A 19,441-nucleotide genomic window follows, 5' to 3' on the forward strand; every position below is an offset into this window, starting at 1 on the left:
TTGTAGCGGGTCGCCAGGGCAAGGTGTAGGGCGTCGGCGAAGCTGGGGCTGCAAAGCAGCCCCGGCGTTCTCGACCTTAGACCCGGAACTGCCGCAACAACTGCTCCAGCTCTTCGCTCAACCGCCCCAGCGCCACTCCGGCTTCACTGGACTGGCGCGCCGCATCGGCGGTCTGTTGCGACAAGCCGGCGGTATCCAGCACATTGCGGTTGATTTCCTCGACCACATGCGACTGCTGCAAGGTGGCGCTGGCAATCGAGGCGTTCAGGGCGGTGAGGTTGTTCAGCGCCTGGTTGATGGCGTCCAGGCTGGCGCCGGCTTCACGGGCCTGTTCGACCGTCTGGCGCGAAGCTTCGCTGCTGGTGTCGATGGCCTTGACTGCCGCGTCCGACTGGCTTTGCAGGTGCTCGATCATGGTGTGGATCTCGGCCGTCGACTGCGCCGTGCGCTGGGCCAGCAGGCGCACCTCGTCGGCGACCACGGCAAAGCCACGGCCTTGCTCGCCGGCCCGTGCCGCCTCGATGGCCGCGTTCAACGCCAACAGGTTGGTCTGTTCGGCGATGGAGCGGATCACGTCCAGCACGCCACCGATGCGTGTGCTGTGCCCGGCCAGGTCGCGGATCACCTGCACGGCCTGGTCAATGGTCAGCGACAGCTGGTCGATCTGCGCCAGGCTGCCGTGGATGGCCTGCTGGCCGTGCGCCACCTGCTGCTGCGCAGTGCGCATCTCCCCGGCGGCCTGCTCGGCGGTCTTGGCCACGTCCTGCACGGCGTAGGTGACCTCGTTGACGGCGGTCGCCACCTGGTCCATCTGCAGCGATTGCTGGGCGCTGTGCTGCTGCGCGGCGCCGGCATTGTCACCCACATGCCCGGCCGACTGGGCCAAGGCATGGGCTGCCCCCTGCAACTGGCCGACCACACCTTGCAGCTTGCCGTTGAAGCGGTTGAAGTGCTCGCCCAGGTGGGTGATTTCGTCGCGGCCGTGGGTGTCCAGGCGCCGGGTCAGGTCGCTTTCGCCGCTGGCGATGTTGCCCATGGCCTGCACCGCTTCCTGCAGCGGGCGCGCGATGCTGCGGGCAATCAGCATCACCACCAGCGCCATCAGCACGGCAATGGCCAGGCCGACCAGCGAGGCGTCGCGCAACTGGCGGTTGAACTCGGCCTGCACGTCATCGACGTAGACGCCCGAGCCAATGATCCAGCCCCACGGCTTGAACAGCTGGATATACGACGTCTTGGCCACCGGTTCGCTGGCACCGGGCTTGGGCCAGCGGTAGTTGACCTGCCCGGCATCCTGTTTGCGGGCCAGTGCGACCATCTCGTTGAACAAGGCAAAGCCGTCGGGGTCGCGGATGCCTGACAAGTCCTGGCCGTCGAGCTTGGGGTTGGCCGGATGCATGATCATCTTCGGCCCCAGGTCGTTGATCCAGAAGTAGTCGTCATGGTCGTAGCGCAGCGCGCGCACCACTTGCAATGCCTGTTGCTGGGCCGCCTCGCGGCTGAGCGTGCCGGCCGCCTCCTGGCCTTGGTAATAGGCCAGTACACCGGCGGCAGTCTGCACCACGTGGCGGGTCTTTTCCGCTTTGGCCTGGTACAGGTCGCCATGGATCTGGCGCAGCATCAGCAGGCCCAGCACCAACAGCATGGCCACCGCGACCAGCAGGATCAGCCACAGGCGGCGGCTGATAGACATCGATCTCAGGGTTTTCATCCACAGCTCCCGCATTGTTCTTTTTATTCAGGTGCATCCAAGCATGCTTTACGCCATGGCCGTACTCGACTAATGGCTAAGTGCTATGCGACTGATAGTCTGCAGCGGTCGTACAAGGCGATTGCAAAGGCGCTCTGCTAGGATGTCGGCCGCGCAAGATGAAACCTTTAGGCGGGGCGAACTTTTCTGCTGGCATTGCGCCCAACAGACGCTGTAAAACAGCCGGGCCGCGCGCGGCAATTTCAAGCAAATCAAGAACAAGGGGCCTGCAACGAGCAGCGCCTCAGCGGGGGAATGATGGATTTTTGGACTGCCTTTCAGGCAATCATCTTGGGTGTGGTCGAAGGGCTGACGGAGTTTCTGCCGATATCCAGTACCGGCCACCAGATCATCGTCGCCGACCTGATCGGGTTTGCTGGCGAACGGGCCATGGCTTTCAACATCATCATTCAGCTGGCGGCGATCCTGGCGGTGGTGTGGGAGTTTCGTAGCAAGATCCTCGACGTGGTCTTCGGCCTGGCCAGCCAGCCGACGGCGCGCCGTTTCACCGGCAACCTGTTGCTGGCGTTCCTGCCGGCGGTGGTATTGGGCGTGCTGTTCGCCGACCTGATCCATGCCTACCTGTTCAACCCGATTACCGTGGCAGCAGCACTGGTGGTGGGTGGGGTGATCATGCTCTGGGCCGAGCGTCGCGAGCACCGCGTGGAGGTCGACCATGTAGACGACATGCGCTGGAGCCATGCCTTGAAGATCGGCTTCATCCAGTGCCTGGCGATGATCCCGGGCACTTCGCGCTCCGGCTCGACCATTATCGGTGGGCTGCTGTTCGGCCTGTCGCGCAAGGCCGCGACCGAGTTCTCGTTTTTCCTGGCGATGCCGACCATGGTGGGCGCAGCGGTGTATTCGGGCTACAAGTACCGCGATCTGTTCCAGCCCGGTGACCTGCCGGTGTTTGCCCTTGGCTTCGTGACCTCGTTCATTTTTGCCATGATCGCCGTGCGCGCGCTGCTGAAGTTCATTGCCAACCACAGCTACGCGGCATTTGCCTGGTATCGCATCGCCTTCGGCCTGCTGATCCTGGCAACCTGGCAGTTCGGTTGGGTTGACTGGGCCACCGCACATGGCTGAGGCGGCCAGGGGAGTACGCCTGGAAGGCGTACGCAACGCGCGCCTGAAGCTGCTGTTGTTGGGCCTGCTGTGCCTGCTGCCCGGCCTCGGCGCGGCGCGCATGGCCTGGGTCGACCAGGCCTGGTGGCCATTGGCGTTGTACCCAGCGATGAGCCTGATCAGCCTGCTGCTGTACTGGCAGGACAAGCAGCAGGCCCGCACCCAGGCCTGGCGTACGCCAGAAAAGGTGTTGCATGCCAGTGAGCTGCTGGGTGGTTGGCCGGGGGCACTGCTGGCGCAACAGCTGTTCCGCCACAAGACCCGCAAGGTCTCGTATCAGCTGGTGTGCTGGGCGATCGTGCTGCTGCACCAGGCGTTCTGGGCGGACTGGCTGTTTCTTGGCGGGCGTTACCTGGCCGTTGGCTGATGGGTGGCTGTGCCGGCCTCTTCGCGGGTAAACGCCTCAGGTGAAGCCGCGAAGAGGCCAGCAACATGGGTCACAATACCAAGCCCGCCTGCAGCCGTTTGGGCAAGCGCTGTACTACCAGCTGGTGCGAGCGCCGTAGCAAATCACACAGCTCGTCGCGCCCCATCGGGTAGGGCGGCGCCATGCTGATCCACCGCGCCCGCGCCAGATACGGCGCAGGCCGCACCCCCGGGCGATCGCAATAGCCGAGAAACAGCTCGTCGGCGACCTTGAACGACAACCCCGCGCCCGCCAGGTCGAGCACTGCGAACATCTTGTTGCCCGCCACCGAGAACACCCGGATGCCACCCCATTTGTAGTCTTCCCGCGCCCCCGGGAGGCTCAGGCAGTACGCCGCCACCTCGGTTTCGCTCATGTGCCGTTCAGACATACTGTTCTCCGCAGGCCTCGAACGAGGCGGCCAGGTGGTCGATCCATACCCGTACCGCCGGCAGCAAGCCACGCCGGTGCGGATACACCGCCTGCAGGTAGCCACCCGGTAACGACCAGTCCGGCAGCAGGCGCACCAGTTCGCCGCGTGCCAGTTCTTCCTCGCAGAACATGCTGGGCAGCGCGGTGAACCCGAGGCCTGCCCGTACAGCAGCATTACGTACTACGAAATCATCGATCGCCAGGCGTGGTTCCAAAGCGATTTCCTGCTGTTTGCCGTGAGGGCCGAACAGCCGGAAGTGTACCAGCCGGTCCGCTTCGGCAGCGCCCAGTACGGGTAACGACGCCAGTTCGCCGGGGTCGCGAATGTGGTCGGCGAAACCGGGCGCGGCAACCAGTTGCATCTGCGCCTGGCGCAGGCGCCGGGTAACCAGGGCCGGGTCTTCATCGCCCAGGTCGCGCACCCGCAGCGCCACGTCGATGCCTTCGGAAATCAGGTCGACCCGGCGGTTGAGCAGCACCATGTCCAGCTGCACCAGCGGGTACTGCTCAAGAAAGCGGCTGATCACCTCCGGCAGGAAGGCATGGGCCAACGCCACCGGGCAGGACACCCGCAAGCGCCCACGTGGTTCGCTGCTCATGCTGGCCACCGCTTCGTCGGCGGCTTCGGCTTCAAGCAGCATGGCCTGGCAGTGGTGCAGGTAGCGTTCGCCGACGGCGGTGAGCTTCAGTTGCCGCGTGGTGCGCTGCAGCAGGCGAGTGCCCAGGCGTTCTTCCAGCTCGGCAATGCGCCGCGACAGCCGCGACTTGGGGATGCCCAGCTGGCGACCGGCTGCGGCGAAACCGCCGGCCTCGACTACGCGGGCAAAATAGAAAAGGTCGTTGAGGTCTTGCATGGGCATGTCTCACTGTTCCATCTGTGGGACAAACTAACGCATTTTTGCTGACTTATCAGCCATTGGCTCCCTCGGTAGGATTCTCTCCATCGTGATCGCCCACTGTCGCGGTCGTCATTCACAGGAGAGTCCCATGAAACTACTGCATATCGATTCGAGCATCCTGGGCGACAATTCCGCCTCCCGCCAACTGAGCCGCGAAGTGGTCGAAGCCTGGAAAGCTGCCGACCCGAGCGTGGAAGTGGTGTACCGCGACCTGGCCGCCGACGCCATCGCCCACTTCTCTGCAGCCACCCTGGTAGCGGCGGGTACCCCGGAAGACGTGCGCGATGCAGCCCAGGCCTTCGAGGCCAAGCTCAGCGCAGAAACCCTGGAAGAGTTCCTGGCGGCGGATGCCGTGGTGATCGGCGCGCCGATGTACAACTTCACCGTGCCGACCCAGCTCAAGGCCTGGATCGACCGTGTTGCCGTCGCTGGCAAGACCTTCCGCTACACCGAAGCCGGCCCGGAAGGCCTGTGCGGCAACAAGAAAGTCGTGCTGGTGTCCACCGCCGGTGGCCTGCACGCTGGCCAGCCGAGCGGTGCCGGGCATGAGGAATTCCTCAAGGTGTTCCTGGGCTTCATCGGCATCACCGACCTGGAAATCGTCCGCGCCCATGGCCTGGCCTACGGCCCTGAGCAGCGCAGCCAGGCGATCGACGCTGCCCAGGCGCAAATTGCCAACGAACTGTTTGCGGCTGCCTGAGTCAGGTACCAAACGCTGACGCTGTAACAGCGGCCTTGTGTCGCGAAAGAGCCGCAAGGCGGCCCCGGAGATCTCGGCGATGACGCTGGAATTGGGGGCCGCTTTGCGGCTTTTTCGCGACCCAGGCCGCGCCTGCATGACCGCGTCGGCCTGGCGGTTGCTACAAGCCGTTTCTGCGCGGCTCAGTGAGTTTCAGGCACGATCATCGACACGGGCGCGTGGTGGGCCCGCTGGCGTGCCACCAGGTAGTACAGCACGCTCGGTACTACCAGGCCGATCAGCCACGATACATCCACACCGCCCAGGTGCTCGACCATCGGCCCCGTGTACAGCTTGGTGTCGATGAACGGCATCTGGACCAGCACGCCGACGCTGTAGACGATGATCCCGGGCCAGTTCCAGCGGCCATAGCGGCCCTGTGGGTCGGCGAGGGCAGGGATGTCGTAACGTTCCTTGGTGATGAAGTAGTAGTCGACCAGGTTGACCGCGCTCCACGGCACGAAGAACGTCAGCAGGAACAGGATGAACGACTTGAACGCGCTGAGAAACGAATGCTGGCCAAGCAGGGCCAGCAGGGTCGCGGCACCGACGATTGCCAGGACGAACAGCAGGCGCTGTAGCCGACCGATCGCCAGGTGGCCGCGAAAGCCGCTGATGATGGTGGCAATGCACATGAAGCTGCCATTCAGCGTCGAGATGGTCACCTTGCCGAAGGCGATGCAGAAATACAGCAGCGCTGCGGTGCTGCCGGCACCGCCCAGGCCAACGATGTATGCCACTTCATGGCCGGCGAACTGGCCACCGGCGATAGCCACGGCAAATACCCCGAGCACCATTGATGCCTGCGCGCCGATCACCGAGCCCAACCCGGCAGCGAGGAAAGTCTTGCCTGGCGAGGTGCTGCTTGGCAGGTAGCGCGAATAGTCGGCGACATAAGGGCCGAAGGCGATCTGCCAGGACGCCGCCAGTGACACCGCGAGCATGAACGATGCCCAGCTGAAGTGGCGGTTGTCCAGTAGTTGCCCGATGTCGGCCAGCATCAGGATGCGGCTGAACAGGTAGACGAAGGCAATGATCCCCAGAACGCTGGCGACTCGCCCGATCCAGTGGATCACCCGGTAGCCGGCCAAGGTGGCGAGAACGATGACGCTGGCGAAAATCAGGATGCCGGTGCTGTCGCTGACGTCCAACAGTTGGCCGATTGCCTGCCCGGAGAGTACCGTGCCGGTAGCGGTAAAGCCCAGGTACATCAGGCACACCAGCACCATCGGTATGGCTGCGCCATAGACCCCGAACTGCACGCGGCTGGAAATCATCTGCGGCAGCCCGAGGCGTGGGCCCTGGGCTGCATGCAGGGCCATGACCGCGCCACCGATCAATTGGCCGAGCAACAGGCCAATCAATGACCAGAACACATCGCCACCGAGCACCACGGCCAGCGCGCCGGTCACGATTGCAGTGATCTGCAGGTTGGCCCCGAGCCACAGGGTGAACTGGCTGTATACGCGCCCATGGCGTTCAGTTTCAGGGATGTAGTCGATCGAGCGCCGCTCGAACACGGGTTTGCTGGTCATTCGGTGGCTCCGCTTCATTGTATTTGTGTAAGCGAGTCAGTCATCGGGAGGGCGCGAGGCGGATGACGTTGTCCTCATGTGAGCATGTATATACAAGCAGGGTCAAGCAGGGGCGTCGCGAATGGAACAGTGGCACTGTTGCGCAATGATGAGCCGCAACTGTGCCGGTCCCCGCTACAGGAATAGCCTTATGCTGTAACGAAATATGTCAAAAAGCCTGGAAGAAGGATGCTGCAATGCCGCTCAAGGACCTGCTGATCGCCCTGGTGGTAATCGTCGCCTGGGGAGTCAACTTCGTGGTCATCAAGGTTGGCCTCGATGGCTTGCCGCCGATGTTGCTGGGGGCATTGCGCTTCTTGTTGGTGGCGTTCCCGGCAATCCTGCTGATCAGGCGGCCCCGGTTGCCCTGGCGCTGGCTGGTCGCCTACGGTGCGACCATTTCCCTGGGCCAGTTCGCCTTCCTGTTCCAGGCCATGTACAGCGGCATGCCACCAGGGCTGGCCTCGTTGATCCTGCAATCGCAGGCGTTCTTCACCCTGGGTTTTGCTGCATTGTTCCTCGGCGAGCGGCTGCGCCTGCCCAGCGTGCTGGGGTTGCTGGTGGCGGCCAGCGGCTTGGCCCTGATCGGTAGCGAAGACGGCGGCGATGTACCGGTGCTGGCACTGGTGCTGACCCTGTGCGGCGGTGCCATGTGGGGCCTGGGCAACATCATTACCCGGCGCTTTGGCTCGGTTGACCTGGTGGCGCTGGTGATCTGGGGCGGGCTGATTCCGCCGCTGCCGTTCCTGGCATTGTCCTGGTGGCTGGAAGGGCCGGAGCGCATTGGCCATGCCTTGGCCAACATCGGTTGGAGTTCGGTGCTGGCCCTGGCCTACCTGGCGTTCGTCGCCACCATGCTGGGCTACAGCCTGTGGAGCAAGCTGCTGTCGCGCCACCCGGCTGGCAAAGTGGCCCCGTTCTCGCTGCTGGTGCCGGTGATCGGCTTGAGTTCGTCGGCACTGTTGCTGGGCGAGCGGCTGACGGCAACGCAGGGCTGGGGCGCTTTGCTGGTGATGGCTGGGTTGCTGGTGAACGTGTTCGGCGCGCGCATCGGCCAGCGCTTGCGCGCGGTCAGCGCATGAATCGGCGGTGCTGCTCTTTGCTAGAATCGGCCTCTTTTGCCAGGCCAATGGAGTGCACCCATGATCATTTCCACCACCAGCCAGCTTGAAGGGCGCCCGATTGCCGAGTACCTGGGCGTGGTCAGCTCCGAATCGGTGCAAGGCATCAACTTCGTGCGCGATTTCTTTGCACGGTTCCGCGATGTCTTTGGCGGCCGCTCACAAACCCTGGAAAGCGCACTGCGCGAGGCCCGGGAGCAGGCTACCGAAGAACTGAAAGCGCGGGCACGCCAGTTGCAAGCCGATGCCGTAGTGGGAGTGGATTTCGAGATCAGCATGCCATCGGTACAGGGTGGCATGGTCGTGGTATTTGCCACCGGTACGGCGGTGCGCTTGAAGTAGCGCGTTCAGCCGCTGGTCGGGCCCGGTATTTCAGTCCGGGCGGTCCGCAAATGACCAGCTAGTCTGATTTCCACTGGTCGCGTTTACCTGGGCAACCCTTCTGGTTGCCGGCGCGTCCGCCACTGGAGGGAGACAGGGCATGAGCGAATCCTTTTTCGAAGACCTGAACGACGCGTTCCCGATCAACAGCCAGGTGCGTTGCGGCCAGGCGGCATTCCGCCTGGGTTTCGCCCACATGACGCTGGATGATTCCGAACAGCTCCAACCCGCCCACCTGCAGCGCAGCAAAAAAGGCCGCTTCATGCCGCGGGTGCCACTGAAGAAGTGACCCGCCCCAACAAGACCCCGCCGAACGGCGGGGTTTTTGTTGCTATTCGTTGATCCGCCTCATGGCATTGCCGGGTAGCACTCGCCGGATGGCCAAGACTGTGATTTCCTGACGCCGCATTGCGCAACGGAGGATTGAATGCTCATGCGAGTCAGGGAAGAGACTTATTGGCGGTGGGCTGACGCCCAATTGCATAGCCGCAGCCATGATGAAGCGCTCAGTGACGGTACCACGCTGGACGTGCAGGTGCGCCTGTCACGGCTGGGGGCGACCCAGTTGTTCCTGGGGTTGTATGCCGGGGACGGTCGGGCACTGCTGGAGGAGTATTACCCCGCGCGGCCTGGCGAGACCATGACCCGCGCCCTGGTCTGGGGTGTCGACCGTGCCCGGGCGATGGCCACCGGGGCCTTGCCTTTGCCGGAAACCCGCCACCGTCGGCGTCAGGCATGAAAAAGCCCGGCCTTGGCGGGCCGGGCTTGATCAAGGAGGCGGATCCTCAATTGATCGAATCGATCACCTTGACGGCCTGCTGTTCACGAACAGCGGGCCATTGTTGTTGCAGGGTCTGCAGGACGCGGCCGACGAACTCGGTGTCAGCGGCGGCCTTCTTGCCGACGTAGCCCTGGCCACGGCGGTAGACCTTGAAGCGGGCACGCATGCTGGGCAGGTGCTCTTCGAATTCAGCTTCGACGGTATTCGGTGGCAGGCGGTCGAGGCGCACTTCACCGGTTTGGCTGACCCACAGCAGGTGGTCGTCAAGGCTGTCCTTGCGCATGGCGAACAGCTGGGCCAATTGGTCGATAGTCGGATTGTTGTTCAAGTTCATCATAAAGCCCCCATTACCCAGTCGTAGTGATTTTCACAGTTGGCGCTACCACGGTGTAGCGCACTACCAAGGCTGCTACAGCAGCATCGCAACAGGGGCTTTCTCACGCTGCCTTTTGGACAGTTTCCCTCTCCACGGACGGCCTGCGTTACCGCGCAGGCCGTCTGGAACACCCTTGCCACCGCTCCCGATCAGAGAGACGGCTTCATCATGCCCAAGGGCGATGAACGGCGTCAACCATTTTGTAGTGAATATTTTTCCTCACTACATTGTGTCGTTTTGTTCGACAATTGCTGCCGCCGCTACAGCCCTGAAAGGATCTCGAAGGCGGCGCGTACGCGGGCTTCGTTGGGGTAGTTGCGGTTGGCCAGTAACACGATGGCCAGTTGTTCGGACGGCACGAACGCGGCGTAGGCGCCGAAACCATTGGTCGAGCCGGTCTTGTTGTACCAGGCTGCCGAGACCGCGGGCAGGGCCGGTTGCAAGCGTGTGGTCGCCTGCGGTTCGCGAATGAGCCGCGGGCTGTTGCCGTCGACCAGGGTAGCCAGCGTGACCGGATACGGGTAGCGCTCCCAGCCCAGGCCCTGGGTCATGGCACCGACCTGGAAGTAGCCCTGTCGGGTAATGGTTGTCGCTTGCACCAGGGCAGGGGGCAGGCCGTCCGGTTGCATGGCCAGGCGCACATAGCGCAGTAGGTCGCTGGCGCTGGTCTTGATGCCGTACGCCTCATCTGCGTAAGGGCCGGGGCCAACCCGCACCGGCCTGTCGCTGGCGTCGTAGCCTTGGGCATACAGCCCCTGGGCATCGGCCGGGACCTGCAGGTAGGTGTTCTGCAGGCCCATTTTCGCCAGCAGGCCTTCACTCATCAGGGCCGAGAACGGTTGATGCTGGGCGCGAGCGGCCAGGTCGCCGAACAGCCCCAGGCTGGGGTTGGAATAGCAGCGCTGGGTACCCGCTTTGGCCCGGGGCTGCCAGTGACGGAAGAAATCGACTACCTGCTGTGCGGTCTGCACCGTGTCCGGGAACTGCAACGGCAGGCAGTCGGCGCTATAGGTGCCCAGGTCCAGCACGCTTGCCTCGCCGAGAGGCGCCCCGGCCAGCGCTGGGTGATAGCGCTTGGCCGGGGCGGCGAGGTCCAGTTTGCCCTCGGCACTGGCCAGTGCGGCCAGGGTAGCGGTGTAGGTCTTGCTCAGCGAACCGATTTCAAACAGCGTGTCGCGGCTGACCGGCACAGGGTCGTCCTTGCTCGCCACGCCGTAGTTGAAATAGTGCGCGTGGTCGCGGGCATAGAGCGCCACGGCCATGCCGGAAATGCCTTGTTCCTGCATCAGCGGGCGGATGATCCGGTCGACCTTGGCCTGCAGCTGGTCATCGGCTTCGGCGGCGCTGTGGCCTAGAGCGAGGGTGAGGGCGGCTGCAACTGCGGCCAGGCGGGGGAAGGGCATGGGCGGGTCCTTTGCGGGAAGTGTCCGTTGAGCGATACCGGTGGGGGTTCCGGCGTTAGCGGTGAAAAGCCGAAGACCTTATCGTCTGCCCTTGCCCAATGACAAGACGGAAACTGTGATGAAGTATTTGCGCATGTTGTTCGACAATTTCACCCTGGCCTTGCTCGGGGTGGTCCTGATCGCCACCGTGCTGCCCTGCTCGGGTGACGGCGCGGTGTATTTCGGTTGGCTGACCAACCTGGCCATCGGCCTGCTGTTCTTCCTGCATGGGGCCAAACTGTCGCGCGAAGCGATCATCGCCGGTGCTGGGCATTGGCGCCTGCACGGGCTGGTGTTTACCTGCACCTTCGTGCTGTTCCCGCTGCTGGGCCTGGCATTCAAGCCGCTGTTCGTACCGCTGGTGGGCAACGAGCTGTACCTGGGTGTCTTGTACCTGTGTGCCTTGCCGGCCACCGTGCAGTCGGCCATTGCCTTCACTTCGCTGGCACGCGGTAACGTGCCGGCAGCCATCTGCAGCGCGGCGGCATCGAGCCTGCTGGGCATCTTCCTCACGCCCCTGCTGGTCATGCTGCTGCTGGGCGCCAGCGGTGATACCGGCTCAGGCCTGGATGCGGTGCTGAAGATCACCCTGCAGCTGCTGGTGCCGTTCGTGGCCGGGCAGCTCGCGCGGCGCTGGATCGGCGCCTGGGTCAAGCGCAATGCACGCTGGTTGAAGGTAGTGGACCAGGGCTCGATCCTGCTGGTGGTGTATACCGCCTTCAGCGAGGCGGTGGTCACCGGCTTGTGGCACACGGTATCGCCGCAGCACCTGGCCGGATTGTTTGCCGTATGCGCGATCCTGCTGGCGGTGGTGCTGTTTGGTACCCGCCAGTTGGGCAAGCTGTTGGGCTTTGCCCTGGAGGACCGCATCACCATCCTGTTCGCCGGCTCGAAGAAAAGCCTGGCCACCGGGGTACCGATGGCCCAGGTGCTGTTCGTCGGCAGCGGCATCGGCGCGATGATCTTGCCGCTGATGCTGTTCCACCAGATCCAGCTGATGGTCTGTGCGGTGCTGGCGCAACGCTATGCCAGCCGTCAACAGCTGGCTGAAGAGGCTTCAGCGGCGTCCTGACGGGGCCCTGTCGCCGGCAAACCTGCTGCCCACCTCGAGCGCATCGATCTCAAGTCATGGCTCTACTGCTAGCAGCTGGCTTGCCGGCGATAGCGCTGCGAAGCAACGCGTGGCTTACCTGGCCTGCCCTGAACCACGCTCGCGCAGCGCCTTGCGCACTTCAGCCTCGATCTTGTAAGCCGGCGCTTCCAGGTCGTCGTAGTTGCGCGTGTAGCGCCGGGCGAACTCTTCCACACCCAGCTGCTGATACTGCTGCACATGCTTGAGCTCGTGTGCCCACAAGGCCACGTTGTCCTCGGCATCGGAGGGGCGGCGGAAGATGATCGTGTCGATCAGCGTCACGGCGTTCACGTCAGGGTTCTGCAGCAGCGCATTGGCCGCGCTCATTTGCTGCTCGTCACCCACCCGGTAGCGCGCCGCGTCGAGCACGGCAAAGTCATACCAGGGTTCGAGCTGCGCGCGGATGTGCAACGGGATCGGTTGCACGCCGTTGGCGGTGGCCTCGTCACGGGCTTGCTGCAAGGCGTAGGTCAGGCTGGACGAGGCCACGCTTCCCACATCCTTGAGGATCTGCCCGGCCTGGCCGGGGTCGATCGGGGCGCAGAAGCAGCCCATCAGGCAGACCTGATACTGCCCGGGCGGGCAAGCCTGGCCGGCCAGCGCAGGCTGGGCCAGCCCCAGCAGCAGCCCCAGCAGCATAGTGATCCGCTTCATTCAGGGCCTGTTCAGCAAGGTCAGAAATTCGCCGGGGTGTTGGCGCTGATGATCTCGGCCTCGTCCGGGCCGATATTCTTGAAACTGTGCGGCAAGGTGGTGGGAATGTAGTAGCCATCGCCCGAGTTGAGCACGCTGACCTGCCCATCGACCCACAACTCGACGGTGCCGCGGGTGACCAGGCCACACTCTTCACCCTCGGCATGCACGATCGGCTCGCCCGAGTCAGCGCCCGGTGCATACAGCTCGCGCAGCATACGCATCTGCCGGCCTTCGACACTGGCACCGACCAGCAGCATGCGCAGGCCGTTGCGCCCCAGGTCTGGCTGTTCGCCAGCACGGAATACGTAGCGTTCTTCGCGCACCGGTTCGTCGAAGCTGAAGAACTCCGCCAGGCTCATGGGAATGCCTTCGAGCAGTTTTTTCAGGGAGCTGACCGAAGGGCTGACGCGATTCTGTTCGATCTGCGAGATCGTCGAATTGGTCAGCCCGCTGCGGCGGGCCAGTTCCCGTTGGGAGAGGTTGTTGCGTTCACGCACCAGTTTGAGTCGCGTCCCCGTGTCCATAGCCGCCTTGTTATCAAGAGGTGTCAAAAATAATGAGCGATGCGCATTAAAACACACTCTGCTCGCTTGCGCGCTGTGCTTGTCAGGCCCTTTGTTCGCGGGGCATCGGCCACAGCCCGACCAATAGCAACAGGGCCGCAACAGCGAGGAACGGCAAGCGTGGGTCCAGTGCATACACCAGGGTGCCTGCCAGCGGCCCGACCACCGCGCCCATGCCCTGCGCTGCGCCGATGGAACCGGCGGTGGCGCCTTGTTCCGAGGCGTGCATGGCGTTTGCCGCCAGCGCGGAAAATGCCGGGAACACGAAGCCCATGCCCGCCGCCGCGACAAAATAACAGGCCCACAGCCACGGCGCGCTGGTTGCCAGGGCGCCGCAGGCAAAGCCCAGGGCCGACAGCGTGGCCCCGACCCGGATCATTTTCAGCGGCGGCCATTCCAGCTGGCGCAACAACACCTGTGCCAGGATCAGCGCCACGCCCACCGTGGTCAGGGCAATCCCGGCAGCCTGGGCGGCTTCGGTCGGGCCCAGGTGCAGGCGGTCGAGGGCAAAGAAACCGACGATGATCTGCGATACCGTGACACTGAGCATGGCGCAGAATGCCACCAGCAGCGGCCGGCGCAGGCGCGGGTCGGTCAGCCGCACCGGGCTGGGGGCGTGGCGCTGCGCCAGCGCCTGCGGTTTGAGGCGCAACAGCAGGACTAGAAAGGCACTGGCCGGCAACAGCGACAGGATGTGGAACGGCAGGCTCAGGCTGTGCCGTGCCAGCAGCGCTGCCAGCGCTGGCCCGACTACCAGGCCGACGGCATTGGCGGCGCCCAGCGCGGCCATGGCGCGGGCCCGGCGTTGTGGTTCGACATGGTCGGCGATCAGCGCGTTGCAGCCCACCGGGATGGCGGCATAGAAGGCGCCGATGCAAGCGCGTGCCACGGTCAGGCCGACGAACGCCAGGGTCGCTCCCGGCAGCCAGCGCAGAGCGCCTTCGACGAACAGGCACAACAGCCAGTACCCCACGGTGAAGCCGGCACTGCCCAGCAGCAGCACACGTCGGCGGCCGAGGCGGTCCGCCGCGCGCCCCCAGGGGCGTGCCAGCAGCACCCAGACCACCCCCGCCACGGTCACTGCGGCACCGGCTTGCCAGGTAGCCATGCCAAGCTGCCGGGCAAGCGGGCCGACCAGCGCGACAAAAGCCATCATCGACAGGGTGCAGGCCATGTTGGCCAGCAACAGTGGCCGTAGATCCAGCGTGCTGGCAGGCAGCAGAGTGGCAGGGTCCTTTGCGAGGTTCATCAGACAGTCCAGGGCAGTACGGCAAACAGTAAGCCGAGAGGGCGGGCGTTATCATCGATTGTCGAAGGCCCTGTCTGCTGGCGGTCACGGGTTGCGGCGCAGGGGGCCTGGCCACATGCTACGCAACACGCCGTCCCGGCGCACCCACGCGTGCATCAAGGCTGCGGCCACGTGCACCAGCACAGTGGCAAACAGCAGGTAGCCGGCCCAGCCGTGGGCCTGGCGCAGCACGGCATACAGCTGCAGGTCGTGTGGGGCGATTGCCGGCAAACCCAGCGGGGGTGGGTAACCACCCGCAGACAGCATGGCCCAGCCCAACAGTGGCATGCCCAGCATCAGGCCATAGAGCAGCACATGCGAAGCCGCGGCGGCCCAGCGCTGTGGCGTTGGCAGGTCGTGCGGCAAAGGCGGGTGAGGCACGCCCAGGCGTACCGCGATGCGCAGCACGACCAGCAGCAGCAGGGCCAGGCCGGTGGCCTTGTGCAGGCTGAGCAGCAGGGTATGGCGTGGCGACAGGTCCACGACCATGCTCACACCGATGAACAACATGGCCAGGATCAATAGCGCCATCAACCAATGCAACAGGCGGGCAAGCGGGTGGAAGGCTTCGGGTCTCATGGCTGGGCTCCAGTGCTGAGCGATTCACGGCTGCGGCGGTTGAAGGATTCCGAATAGGCAGAGGAGCGCGCGGCGAGGATCGGGTCGTTGGACGCTTCTATACCTGTGGGCAGGATCAGCGGGTCGAAGTTGAGGTCACGGCAGGCACCTTGTTCGGGGGCATCGACCTGTTCCAGTACCAGGGTGCCGGCATCCACGCTGCGCCGTTCGGCGGGCCAGGGGCGGGCAGGGTCGTCCAGCGCATCGCCCGGGTCGGCCAGGACCAGGCGCAGGGTCCAGCGCAATGGGCCCTGGGCCAGGCGCTGCTGCAGGTCGTGTTGCAGGTACTGCTTGTCATCGACCTGGGCAGGCAACGCGGCAAACGCGCTGTGCGGCTCAAGTTGCCAGCGTACCGGGTGGGCGGTGCCGGCGCTGTCGATCAGGCGGAAGGCATTGATGCTGTGGTACTGCGTGCTGGCAAAGCTGTTGCTTGGCTTGTAGCTGGCCGCCCATTGGCGAAATGCTGCACTTTCCGGATGGGCGGCGAAGAACGCCTGCAGTTTGCCTGGGTCCGGTTTGCCGGTGGCCGGGTCGGGCGCGCTTGCCAGCACTTGCTCATAAAACCCCTGCGGTGTGCTGACCGCCAGCACCGGCGGGTTGTTCATGCCGGTACGCCAGACCTGGCCGTCGTCGGTGCTGAGCTGGATGGCCAGGCTGCGTACCGGTATGCCGGTGTCCGGGGCGAACGGGTTGGCACCGCCGATGGCGAAACGGCCAGTCACCGGCACCCGTTGCTGGCTGAACACGCGCGCTGTAGACAGGCTGGCGGCCTGGCCGCTGGCCTGGAAGTAGCCACTGACGCACAGGCCCTTGGCGTGGTTCTTGCGGTAGCCCGGGTAATGCCCGGCCTGCGCTTCGAACGTGTCGATGATCCGTTGCGGGGTCAGCCGAGGCTGGCCGAGCCAGCCGGCGGCATAGGCAAAGCTGGCGCCGGCGGCCAGCACCACGGCGCCGATGGCGGCCAGGCGCAGGGCCAGGGCTTGGCCGTGCAGGGGTGATTTCATGGTCAGGGTCCGGTTCAGTGAAGGTGCCGGTACGACGGCGTCGGGTAAAACTTATTCCCTCGAGGGGAATAGAATTTGCGCACAGGCGTCTGCTACCTACACTGACCAACCCAGAGGCCGGACCTTGCCATGCACGACCTGGACGACCACCAGTGGCGCGAACTGCTTGCCCGCCTGCGCCGCTTTGCCGTGTGGCTGACCCGCGAGCCGGGCAGCGCCGATGACCTGGTGCAGGCCACGGTCGAGCGGGCCCTGAGCCGGCGCGGTCAACAGCGTGACGCCGATGCGCTGCGCGCCTGGCTGTTCACCATTCTTTATCGGCTGTTTCTCGACGGTAAACGTCGCGAGCGCCTGCATGCACGCTGGCTGTCCTGGTTTGGCCGGGGCGAACGTGATGAAGAGCCGGTTGGCGACAACCTCGAGGCCATCGTCCAGGCCCAGGCCGACCTGCAGGCGTTTGCCTGGTTGACGGCGGAGCAGCGTGCCTTGCTGCTGCTGGTGACTGTCGAAGGCCTGAGCTACAAGGAGGCCGCCGAGGCGCTTGGCATCCCCATCGGCACCGTGATGTCGCGCCTGTCACGCGCACGCAATGCCTTGCGCCAACTGACCGAGGGTGACCCCCAGCCACCAGCCTTGCGGAGACTGAAATGACGCGCCTGATCCCCAGCGAAGACGAATTGCACGCTTATGTCGATGAGCGCCTGGAGCCTGCGCGCCGCGCCGAAGTGCAGGCCTGGCTGGCGGCCAACCCGCAGGCAGCGGCCAAGGTCGAGGGTTGGCGTGCCGATGCCCGCCGCTTGCGCGCGGCGTTGGCCGGCTTTGCCGACCTGCCTGGGGCGGCGCAACTGGACCTGGACCGGTTGCAGCGGCAAGTACGCCAACGCCGTCAGCGCCACTGGGCCACGGCGGCGGTGCTGTTGCTGGCACTGGGGGTGGGCGGGCTGGGCGGTTGGCAGGTGCGCGAGGCGACCCTGGCGCAGGCGATGCTGCCGATGGCCGACGCGGTGCAGGCGCACCGCCTGTTTGCCGGCAGCGAGGCGCTGGATATCCAGGCCAGCGACCCGGCGCAGTTGCGCGCCTGGCTGGGCCGGCATTTCAACCGCGTGGGCCAGTTGCCGGACCTGACAGGGTATGGTTTCAAACCGCTGGGCGCGCGCCTGCTCAGCAATGAGCAAGGGCCGGCGGCGCTATTGGTGTTCGAGGATGGCAAGGGGCAGCGCATCAGCCTGTTCCTGCGTTCACCGGGCGAGCAGTACCGGCGCATGCCGGATGGGCAGCGGGTGGATGGCCAGCTGGAGGCGCGATACTGGTCGCACGGGGCGTACAACTTTGCCTTGGTCAGCGCCGCGGACGATGTGCGCGGCGCTGGGGTGGGGGAGGCGTTGCGCTTGGGGTTGTGAACGAGCAGATCGAGCACGGCGCTCGCTTGCCCTTGACGCATTCGGTTCAACCACCTGGGGGCTGCGCAGCAGCCCCGGCGATCAGCTCAATTCCAGCCAGATCGGCGCATGGTCCGAAGGCTTTTCCATCCCGCGCAGCTCGTAGTCCACGCCGGCGGCCTTGAGCCGTGGCACCAGGTGCTGCGACGCCATGATCAGGTCGATGCGCAGGCCGCGCTTGGGCTCGTCCTCGAAACCACGGCTGCGGTAGTCGAACCAGCTGAAGCGGTCGGCCACGTCCGGGTGCAGGTGGCGGAAGCTGTCGACCAGGCCCCAGCCCTTCAGGCGCTCAAGCCACTCCCGCTCCTCTGGCAGGAAGCTGCACTTGCCGGTCTTGAGCCAGCGCTTGGCATTGTCCGGGCCGATGCCGATGTCGCAGTCCTGCGGCGAGATATTCATGTCGCCCATCACCAGCAGTGGCTGGTCGTTGCGGAACTGGCCTTCGAGCAGTGCCTGCAGGTCACCGTAGAAGCGCTGCTTGGCCGGGAACTTGGTGGGGTGGTCGCGGCTCTCGCCTTGGGGAAAGTAGCCGTTCATGATGGTGATCGGGTTGCCGTCGGCATCGGCGAAGGTGCCCCAGATGAAGCGGCGCTGGGCGTCTTCCTCATCGGTGGTAAAGCCCTTGTGCAGGCTCAGCGGCGCCTGGCGCGACAGCAGTGCGACGCCATAATGGCCTTTCTGGCCGTGGTAATGCACGTGGTAACCCAGTGCCTGCACGTCGGCCTGCGGGAACTGATCGTCGCTGACCTTGGTTTCCTGCAGGCCGATCACGTCCGGCTGGTGCTTTTCGATCAGCGCCGCCAGCTGGTGCGGGCGGGCTCGCAGGCCGTTGATGTTGAAACAGACGATCTTCATGGAAAGACAATCCCGGTAAAAGCCGCGATGCTAGCCGACATCGCCTGCCACCACCAGCATGGCGGCTTCGCGGGGCGGCTGCTAACGTGCTTTGCAGGGGGTGAACGATGCACGCTGAGGCACCTCCAAGGCACTGTCTGCCCATTCCAGGAGGTTTGCCCGCAATGCCCGAAACCACTGCCGCTCCGGCGCGTGTCTGCCTGCTCGACGACGGCTACAGCCGTGAAGCGCGTTCACTGTTGTACAACGCCTATCGCCACGAACCGACCTTCGCCTATATCTTCGAGGCCCAGCGCCCGGGCTATGAGCGGCGCCTGCGGGTGATGGTGCGCGAGTGGGTGCGCCAGCACTTCTACCTGCAACTGCCGGCCATCGGCCTGCTGCTGGAGGACCGCCTGATCGCCCTGGCCCTGATCGTGCCGCCGCTACGGCGGTTGGGCGTGGCCGACAGCTGGGCCTGGCGCCTGCGCATGATGCTGGGCACCGGCCTGCGCTGCACCCGCCGCTACATGGACTACCAGGCGGCCCTGGCCAGCTGCCTGCCCACCGATAAGGTCCACGTACTGCCGCTGCTGGGGGTGCACCCGCAGTTTCAGGGCAAGCAGTATGGCGAGCAATTGTTGCAAGCCGTGCACGACTGGTGCGCTGCGGACGCCAGCACCCAGGGCGTGGTACTGGACACCGGCAACGAGCACTACCTGGCGTTCTACCAGCGCCAGGGCTATGAAGAAATTGGAGAGGTGGCTGTAGGGCCAATCCGAGAGAGGGTGTTCTTTCATCCCAACCCGGTCTCTTCCGATTCTGCTTTCGCCTGAGC

Annotated in this window: 22 protein-coding genes and 4 pseudogenes; 13 read left to right on the forward strand and 13 right to left on the reverse strand. The window is 64.7% G+C overall.

Annotated features, from left to right (window positions below; all coding sequences use genetic code 11):
* Positions 1-76: 76 nt before the first annotated feature.
* Complete coding sequence (locus tag HG549_RS26285) at positions 77-811, reverse strand: methyl-accepting chemotaxis protein (protein ID WP_372241574.1); 735 nt, start codon at positions 809-811, stop codon at positions 77-79.
* Between the two features lie 186 nt (positions 812-997).
* Positions 998-1,726 (reverse strand): annotated as a pseudogene (locus HG549_RS26290) (cache domain-containing protein); the annotation flags it as partial.
* Between the two features lie 282 nt (positions 1,727-2,008).
* Here HG549_RS26290 and HG549_RS11810 point away from each other — a divergent pair.
* Both HG549_RS11810 and HG549_RS11815 read left to right on the forward strand, forming a co-directional pair.
* Complete coding sequence (locus HG549_RS11810) at positions 2,009-2,839, forward strand: undecaprenyl-diphosphate phosphatase (protein WP_170029668.1); 831 nt, start codon at positions 2,009-2,011, stop codon at positions 2,837-2,839.
* Positions 2,832-3,245: a DUF1294 domain-containing protein gene (locus tag HG549_RS11815; RefSeq protein WP_170029669.1), complete on the forward strand. Its 414-nt coding sequence runs from the start codon at positions 2,832-2,834 to the stop codon at positions 3,243-3,245. The genes HG549_RS11810 and HG549_RS11815 overlap by 8 nt, the downstream gene beginning before the upstream one ends.
* A gap of 70 nt (positions 3,246-3,315) precedes the next feature.
* On the opposite strand, the gene HG549_RS11820 is transcribed toward HG549_RS11815, so the two are convergent.
* A complete protein-coding gene (locus HG549_RS11820) occupies positions 3,316-3,675 on the reverse strand; it encodes an MmcQ/YjbR family DNA-binding protein (RefSeq protein ID WP_170029670.1) in 360 nt (119 codons plus the stop codon).
* A complete protein-coding gene (locus HG549_RS11825; protein ID WP_170034157.1) occupies positions 3,668-4,570 on the reverse strand; it encodes a LysR substrate-binding domain-containing protein in 903 nt (300 codons plus the stop codon). The genes HG549_RS11820 and HG549_RS11825 overlap by 8 nt, the downstream gene beginning before the upstream one ends.
* Positions 4,571-4,703: 133 nt before the next feature.
* Here HG549_RS11825 and HG549_RS11830 point away from each other — a divergent pair, with 133 nt between their 5' ends.
* Entirely contained in the window at positions 4,704-5,315 is a 612-nt protein-coding gene (locus HG549_RS11830; RefSeq protein WP_170029671.1) for an FMN-dependent NADH-azoreductase, read from the forward strand.
* Positions 5,316-5,497: 182 nt separating this feature from the next.
* On the opposite strand, the gene HG549_RS11835 is transcribed toward HG549_RS11830, so the two are convergent.
* Complete coding sequence (locus HG549_RS11835) at positions 5,498-6,889, reverse strand: cytosine permease (RefSeq protein WP_170029672.1); 1,392 nt, start codon at positions 6,887-6,889, stop codon at positions 5,498-5,500.
* A 236-nt stretch (positions 6,890-7,125) separates the two neighbouring features.
* Here HG549_RS11835 and HG549_RS26295 point away from each other — a divergent pair.
* The 6 genes and pseudogenes from HG549_RS26295 to HG549_RS11855 all read left to right on the forward strand — a co-directional run.
* A pseudogene (locus HG549_RS26295) lies at positions 7,126-7,455 on the forward strand (EamA family transporter); the annotation flags it as partial.
* Positions 7,438-7,521: pseudogene (locus HG549_RS26300) on the forward strand (hypothetical protein); the annotation flags it as partial. The pseudogenes HG549_RS26295 and HG549_RS26300, both read left to right, overlap by 18 nt.
* 87 nt (positions 7,522-7,608) lie before the next feature.
* Positions 7,609-8,010: pseudogene (locus tag HG549_RS26305) on the forward strand (EamA family transporter); the annotation flags it as partial.
* 60 nt (positions 8,011-8,070) lie between these two features.
* Positions 8,071-8,391, forward strand: coding sequence for a YbjQ family protein (locus HG549_RS11845; protein ID WP_060498989.1), 321 nt, complete (start codon positions 8,071-8,073; stop codon positions 8,389-8,391).
* 139 nt (positions 8,392-8,530) lie between these two features.
* Entirely contained in the window at positions 8,531-8,719 is a 189-nt protein-coding gene (locus HG549_RS11850; protein ID WP_003253897.1) for a hypothetical protein, read from the forward strand.
* A 138-nt stretch (positions 8,720-8,857) separates the two neighbouring features.
* Positions 8,858-9,169, forward strand: a complete 312-nt coding sequence (locus HG549_RS11855) for a hypothetical protein (RefSeq protein WP_170029674.1) — start codon at positions 8,858-8,860, stop codon at positions 9,167-9,169.
* A 46-nt stretch (positions 9,170-9,215) separates the two neighbouring features.
* Here HG549_RS11855 and HG549_RS11860 read toward each other — a convergent pair whose 3' ends face one another.
* Both HG549_RS11860 and ampC read right to left on the reverse strand, forming a co-directional pair.
* A complete protein-coding gene (locus tag HG549_RS11860) occupies positions 9,216-9,548 on the reverse strand; it encodes a hypothetical protein (protein ID WP_170029675.1) in 333 nt (110 codons plus the stop codon).
* 299 nt (positions 9,549-9,847) lie between these two features.
* On the reverse strand, positions 9,848-10,990 hold the full coding sequence (ampC, locus tag HG549_RS11865) for a class C beta-lactamase (protein ID WP_170029676.1): 1,143 nt from the start codon (positions 10,988-10,990) through the stop codon (positions 9,848-9,850).
* A 118-nt stretch (positions 10,991-11,108) separates the two neighbouring features.
* On the opposite strand from ampC, the gene HG549_RS11870 reads away from it, so the two are divergent.
* The gene (locus HG549_RS11870) at positions 11,109-12,101 is read left to right on the forward strand and encodes a bile acid:sodium symporter family protein (protein ID WP_170029677.1); all 993 of its coding nucleotides are present in this window, start codon (positions 11,109-11,111) and stop codon (positions 12,099-12,101) included.
* Between the two features lie 114 nt (positions 12,102-12,215).
* On the opposite strand, the gene HG549_RS11875 is transcribed toward HG549_RS11870, so the two are convergent.
* The 5 genes from HG549_RS11875 to HG549_RS11895 form a co-directional block, all read right to left on the reverse strand.
* Positions 12,216-12,815, reverse strand: a complete 600-nt coding sequence (locus HG549_RS11875; protein ID WP_170029678.1) for a DUF4157 domain-containing protein — start codon at positions 12,813-12,815, stop codon at positions 12,216-12,218.
* Between the two features lie 20 nt (positions 12,816-12,835).
* Entirely contained in the window at positions 12,836-13,381 is a 546-nt protein-coding gene (locus tag HG549_RS11880) for a cupin domain-containing protein (RefSeq protein ID WP_087500627.1), read from the reverse strand.
* Positions 13,382-13,463: 82 nt separating this feature from the next.
* The gene (locus tag HG549_RS11885) at positions 13,464-14,669 is read right to left on the reverse strand and encodes an MFS transporter (RefSeq protein ID WP_170029679.1); all 1,206 of its coding nucleotides are present in this window, start codon (positions 14,667-14,669) and stop codon (positions 13,464-13,466) included.
* Between the two features lie 84 nt (positions 14,670-14,753).
* The gene (locus HG549_RS11890) at positions 14,754-15,287 is read right to left on the reverse strand and encodes a cytochrome b (protein ID WP_170029680.1); all 534 of its coding nucleotides are present in this window, start codon (positions 15,285-15,287) and stop codon (positions 14,754-14,756) included.
* Positions 15,284-16,336, reverse strand: coding sequence for a catalase family peroxidase (locus tag HG549_RS11895; RefSeq protein ID WP_170034159.1), 1,053 nt, complete (start codon positions 16,334-16,336; stop codon positions 15,284-15,286). The genes HG549_RS11890 and HG549_RS11895 overlap by 4 nt, the downstream gene beginning before the upstream one ends.
* A gap of 123 nt (positions 16,337-16,459) precedes the next feature.
* Here HG549_RS11895 and HG549_RS11900 point away from each other — a divergent pair, with 123 nt between their 5' ends.
* Positions 16,460-16,981: a sigma-70 family RNA polymerase sigma factor gene (locus HG549_RS11900; RefSeq protein WP_170029681.1), complete on the forward strand. Its 522-nt coding sequence runs from the start codon at positions 16,460-16,462 to the stop codon at positions 16,979-16,981.
* Positions 16,978-17,730: an anti-sigma factor gene (locus tag HG549_RS11905; RefSeq protein WP_170029682.1), complete on the forward strand. Its 753-nt coding sequence runs from the start codon at positions 16,978-16,980 to the stop codon at positions 17,728-17,730. Before HG549_RS11900 ends, HG549_RS11905 begins: the two co-directional genes overlap by 4 nt.
* An 81-nt stretch (positions 17,731-17,811) precedes the next feature.
* On the opposite strand, the gene xthA is transcribed toward HG549_RS11905, so the two are convergent.
* Positions 17,812-18,624: an exodeoxyribonuclease III gene (gene xthA, locus HG549_RS11910; RefSeq protein ID WP_170029683.1), complete on the reverse strand. Its 813-nt coding sequence runs from the start codon at positions 18,622-18,624 to the stop codon at positions 17,812-17,814.
* A gap of 164 nt (positions 18,625-18,788) precedes the next feature.
* On the opposite strand from xthA, the gene HG549_RS11915 reads away from it, so the two are divergent.
* Positions 18,789-19,439: an N-acetyltransferase gene (locus tag HG549_RS11915; RefSeq protein ID WP_170029684.1), complete on the forward strand. Its 651-nt coding sequence runs from the start codon at positions 18,789-18,791 to the stop codon at positions 19,437-19,439.
* Positions 19,440-19,441: the final 2 nt, after the last annotated feature.

This window comes from Pseudomonas sp. SK (genome assembly GCF_012975065.1).
Lineage (GTDB): Bacteria > Pseudomonadota > Gammaproteobacteria > Pseudomonadales > Pseudomonadaceae > Aquipseudomonas > Aquipseudomonas anuradhapurensis.

Bases quoted from the DNA above. Each gene is read 5' to 3' on its own strand.
- HG549_RS11875 (WP_170029678.1), bottom strand. From the start codon at position 12,815: ATGAAGCGGATCACTATGCTGCTGGGGCTGCTGCTGGGGCTGGCCCAG.
- HG549_RS11870 (WP_170029677.1), top strand. From the start codon at position 11,109: ATGAAGTATTTGCGCATGTTGTTCGACAATTTCACCCTGGCCTTGCTC.
- HG549_RS11860 (WP_170029675.1), bottom strand. From the start codon at position 9,548: ATGATGAACTTGAACAACAATCCGACTATCGACCAATTGGCCCAGCTG.
- HG549_RS11820 (WP_170029670.1), bottom strand. From the start codon at position 3,675: ATGTCTGAACGGCACATGAGCGAAACCGAGGTGGCGGCGTACTGCCTG.
- HG549_RS11905 (WP_170029682.1), top strand. From the start codon at position 16,978: ATGACGCGCCTGATCCCCAGCGAAGACGAATTGCACGCTTATGTCGAT.
- HG549_RS26285 (WP_372241574.1), bottom strand. From the start codon at position 811: ATGGACCAGGTGGCGACCGCCGTCAACGAGGTCACCTACGCCGTGCAG.
- HG549_RS11915 (WP_170029684.1), top strand. From the start codon at position 18,789: ATGCCCGAAACCACTGCCGCTCCGGCGCGTGTCTGCCTGCTCGACGAC.
- ampC (WP_170029676.1), bottom strand. From the start codon at position 10,990: ATGCCCTTCCCCCGCCTGGCCGCAGTTGCAGCCGCCCTCACCCTCGCT.
- HG549_RS11850 (WP_003253897.1), top strand. From the start codon at position 8,531: ATGAGCGAATCCTTTTTCGAAGACCTGAACGACGCGTTCCCGATCAAC.
- xthA (WP_170029683.1), bottom strand. From the start codon at position 18,624: ATGAAGATCGTCTGTTTCAACATCAACGGCCTGCGAGCCCGCCCGCAC.
- HG549_RS11830 (WP_170029671.1), top strand. From the start codon at position 4,704: ATGAAACTACTGCATATCGATTCGAGCATCCTGGGCGACAATTCCGCC.
- HG549_RS11855 (WP_170029674.1), top strand. From the start codon at position 8,858: ATGCTCATGCGAGTCAGGGAAGAGACTTATTGGCGGTGGGCTGACGCC.
- HG549_RS11890 (WP_170029680.1), bottom strand. From the start codon at position 15,287: ATGAGACCCGAAGCCTTCCACCCGCTTGCCCGCCTGTTGCATTGGTTG.
- HG549_RS11880 (WP_087500627.1), bottom strand. From the start codon at position 13,381: ATGGACACGGGGACGCGACTCAAACTGGTGCGTGAACGCAACAACCTC.
- HG549_RS11810 (WP_170029668.1), top strand. From the start codon at position 2,009: ATGGATTTTTGGACTGCCTTTCAGGCAATCATCTTGGGTGTGGTCGAA.
- HG549_RS11835 (WP_170029672.1), bottom strand. From the start codon at position 6,889: ATGACCAGCAAACCCGTGTTCGAGCGGCGCTCGATCGACTACATCCCT.
- HG549_RS11900 (WP_170029681.1), top strand. From the start codon at position 16,460: ATGCACGACCTGGACGACCACCAGTGGCGCGAACTGCTTGCCCGCCTG.
- HG549_RS11845 (WP_060498989.1), top strand. From the start codon at position 8,071: ATGATCATTTCCACCACCAGCCAGCTTGAAGGGCGCCCGATTGCCGAG.
- HG549_RS11885 (WP_170029679.1), bottom strand. From the start codon at position 14,669: ATGAACCTCGCAAAGGACCCTGCCACTCTGCTGCCTGCCAGCACGCTG.
- HG549_RS11825 (WP_170034157.1), bottom strand. From the start codon at position 4,570: ATGCAAGACCTCAACGACCTTTTCTATTTTGCCCGCGTAGTCGAGGCC.
- HG549_RS11815 (WP_170029669.1), top strand. From the start codon at position 2,832: ATGGCTGAGGCGGCCAGGGGAGTACGCCTGGAAGGCGTACGCAACGCG.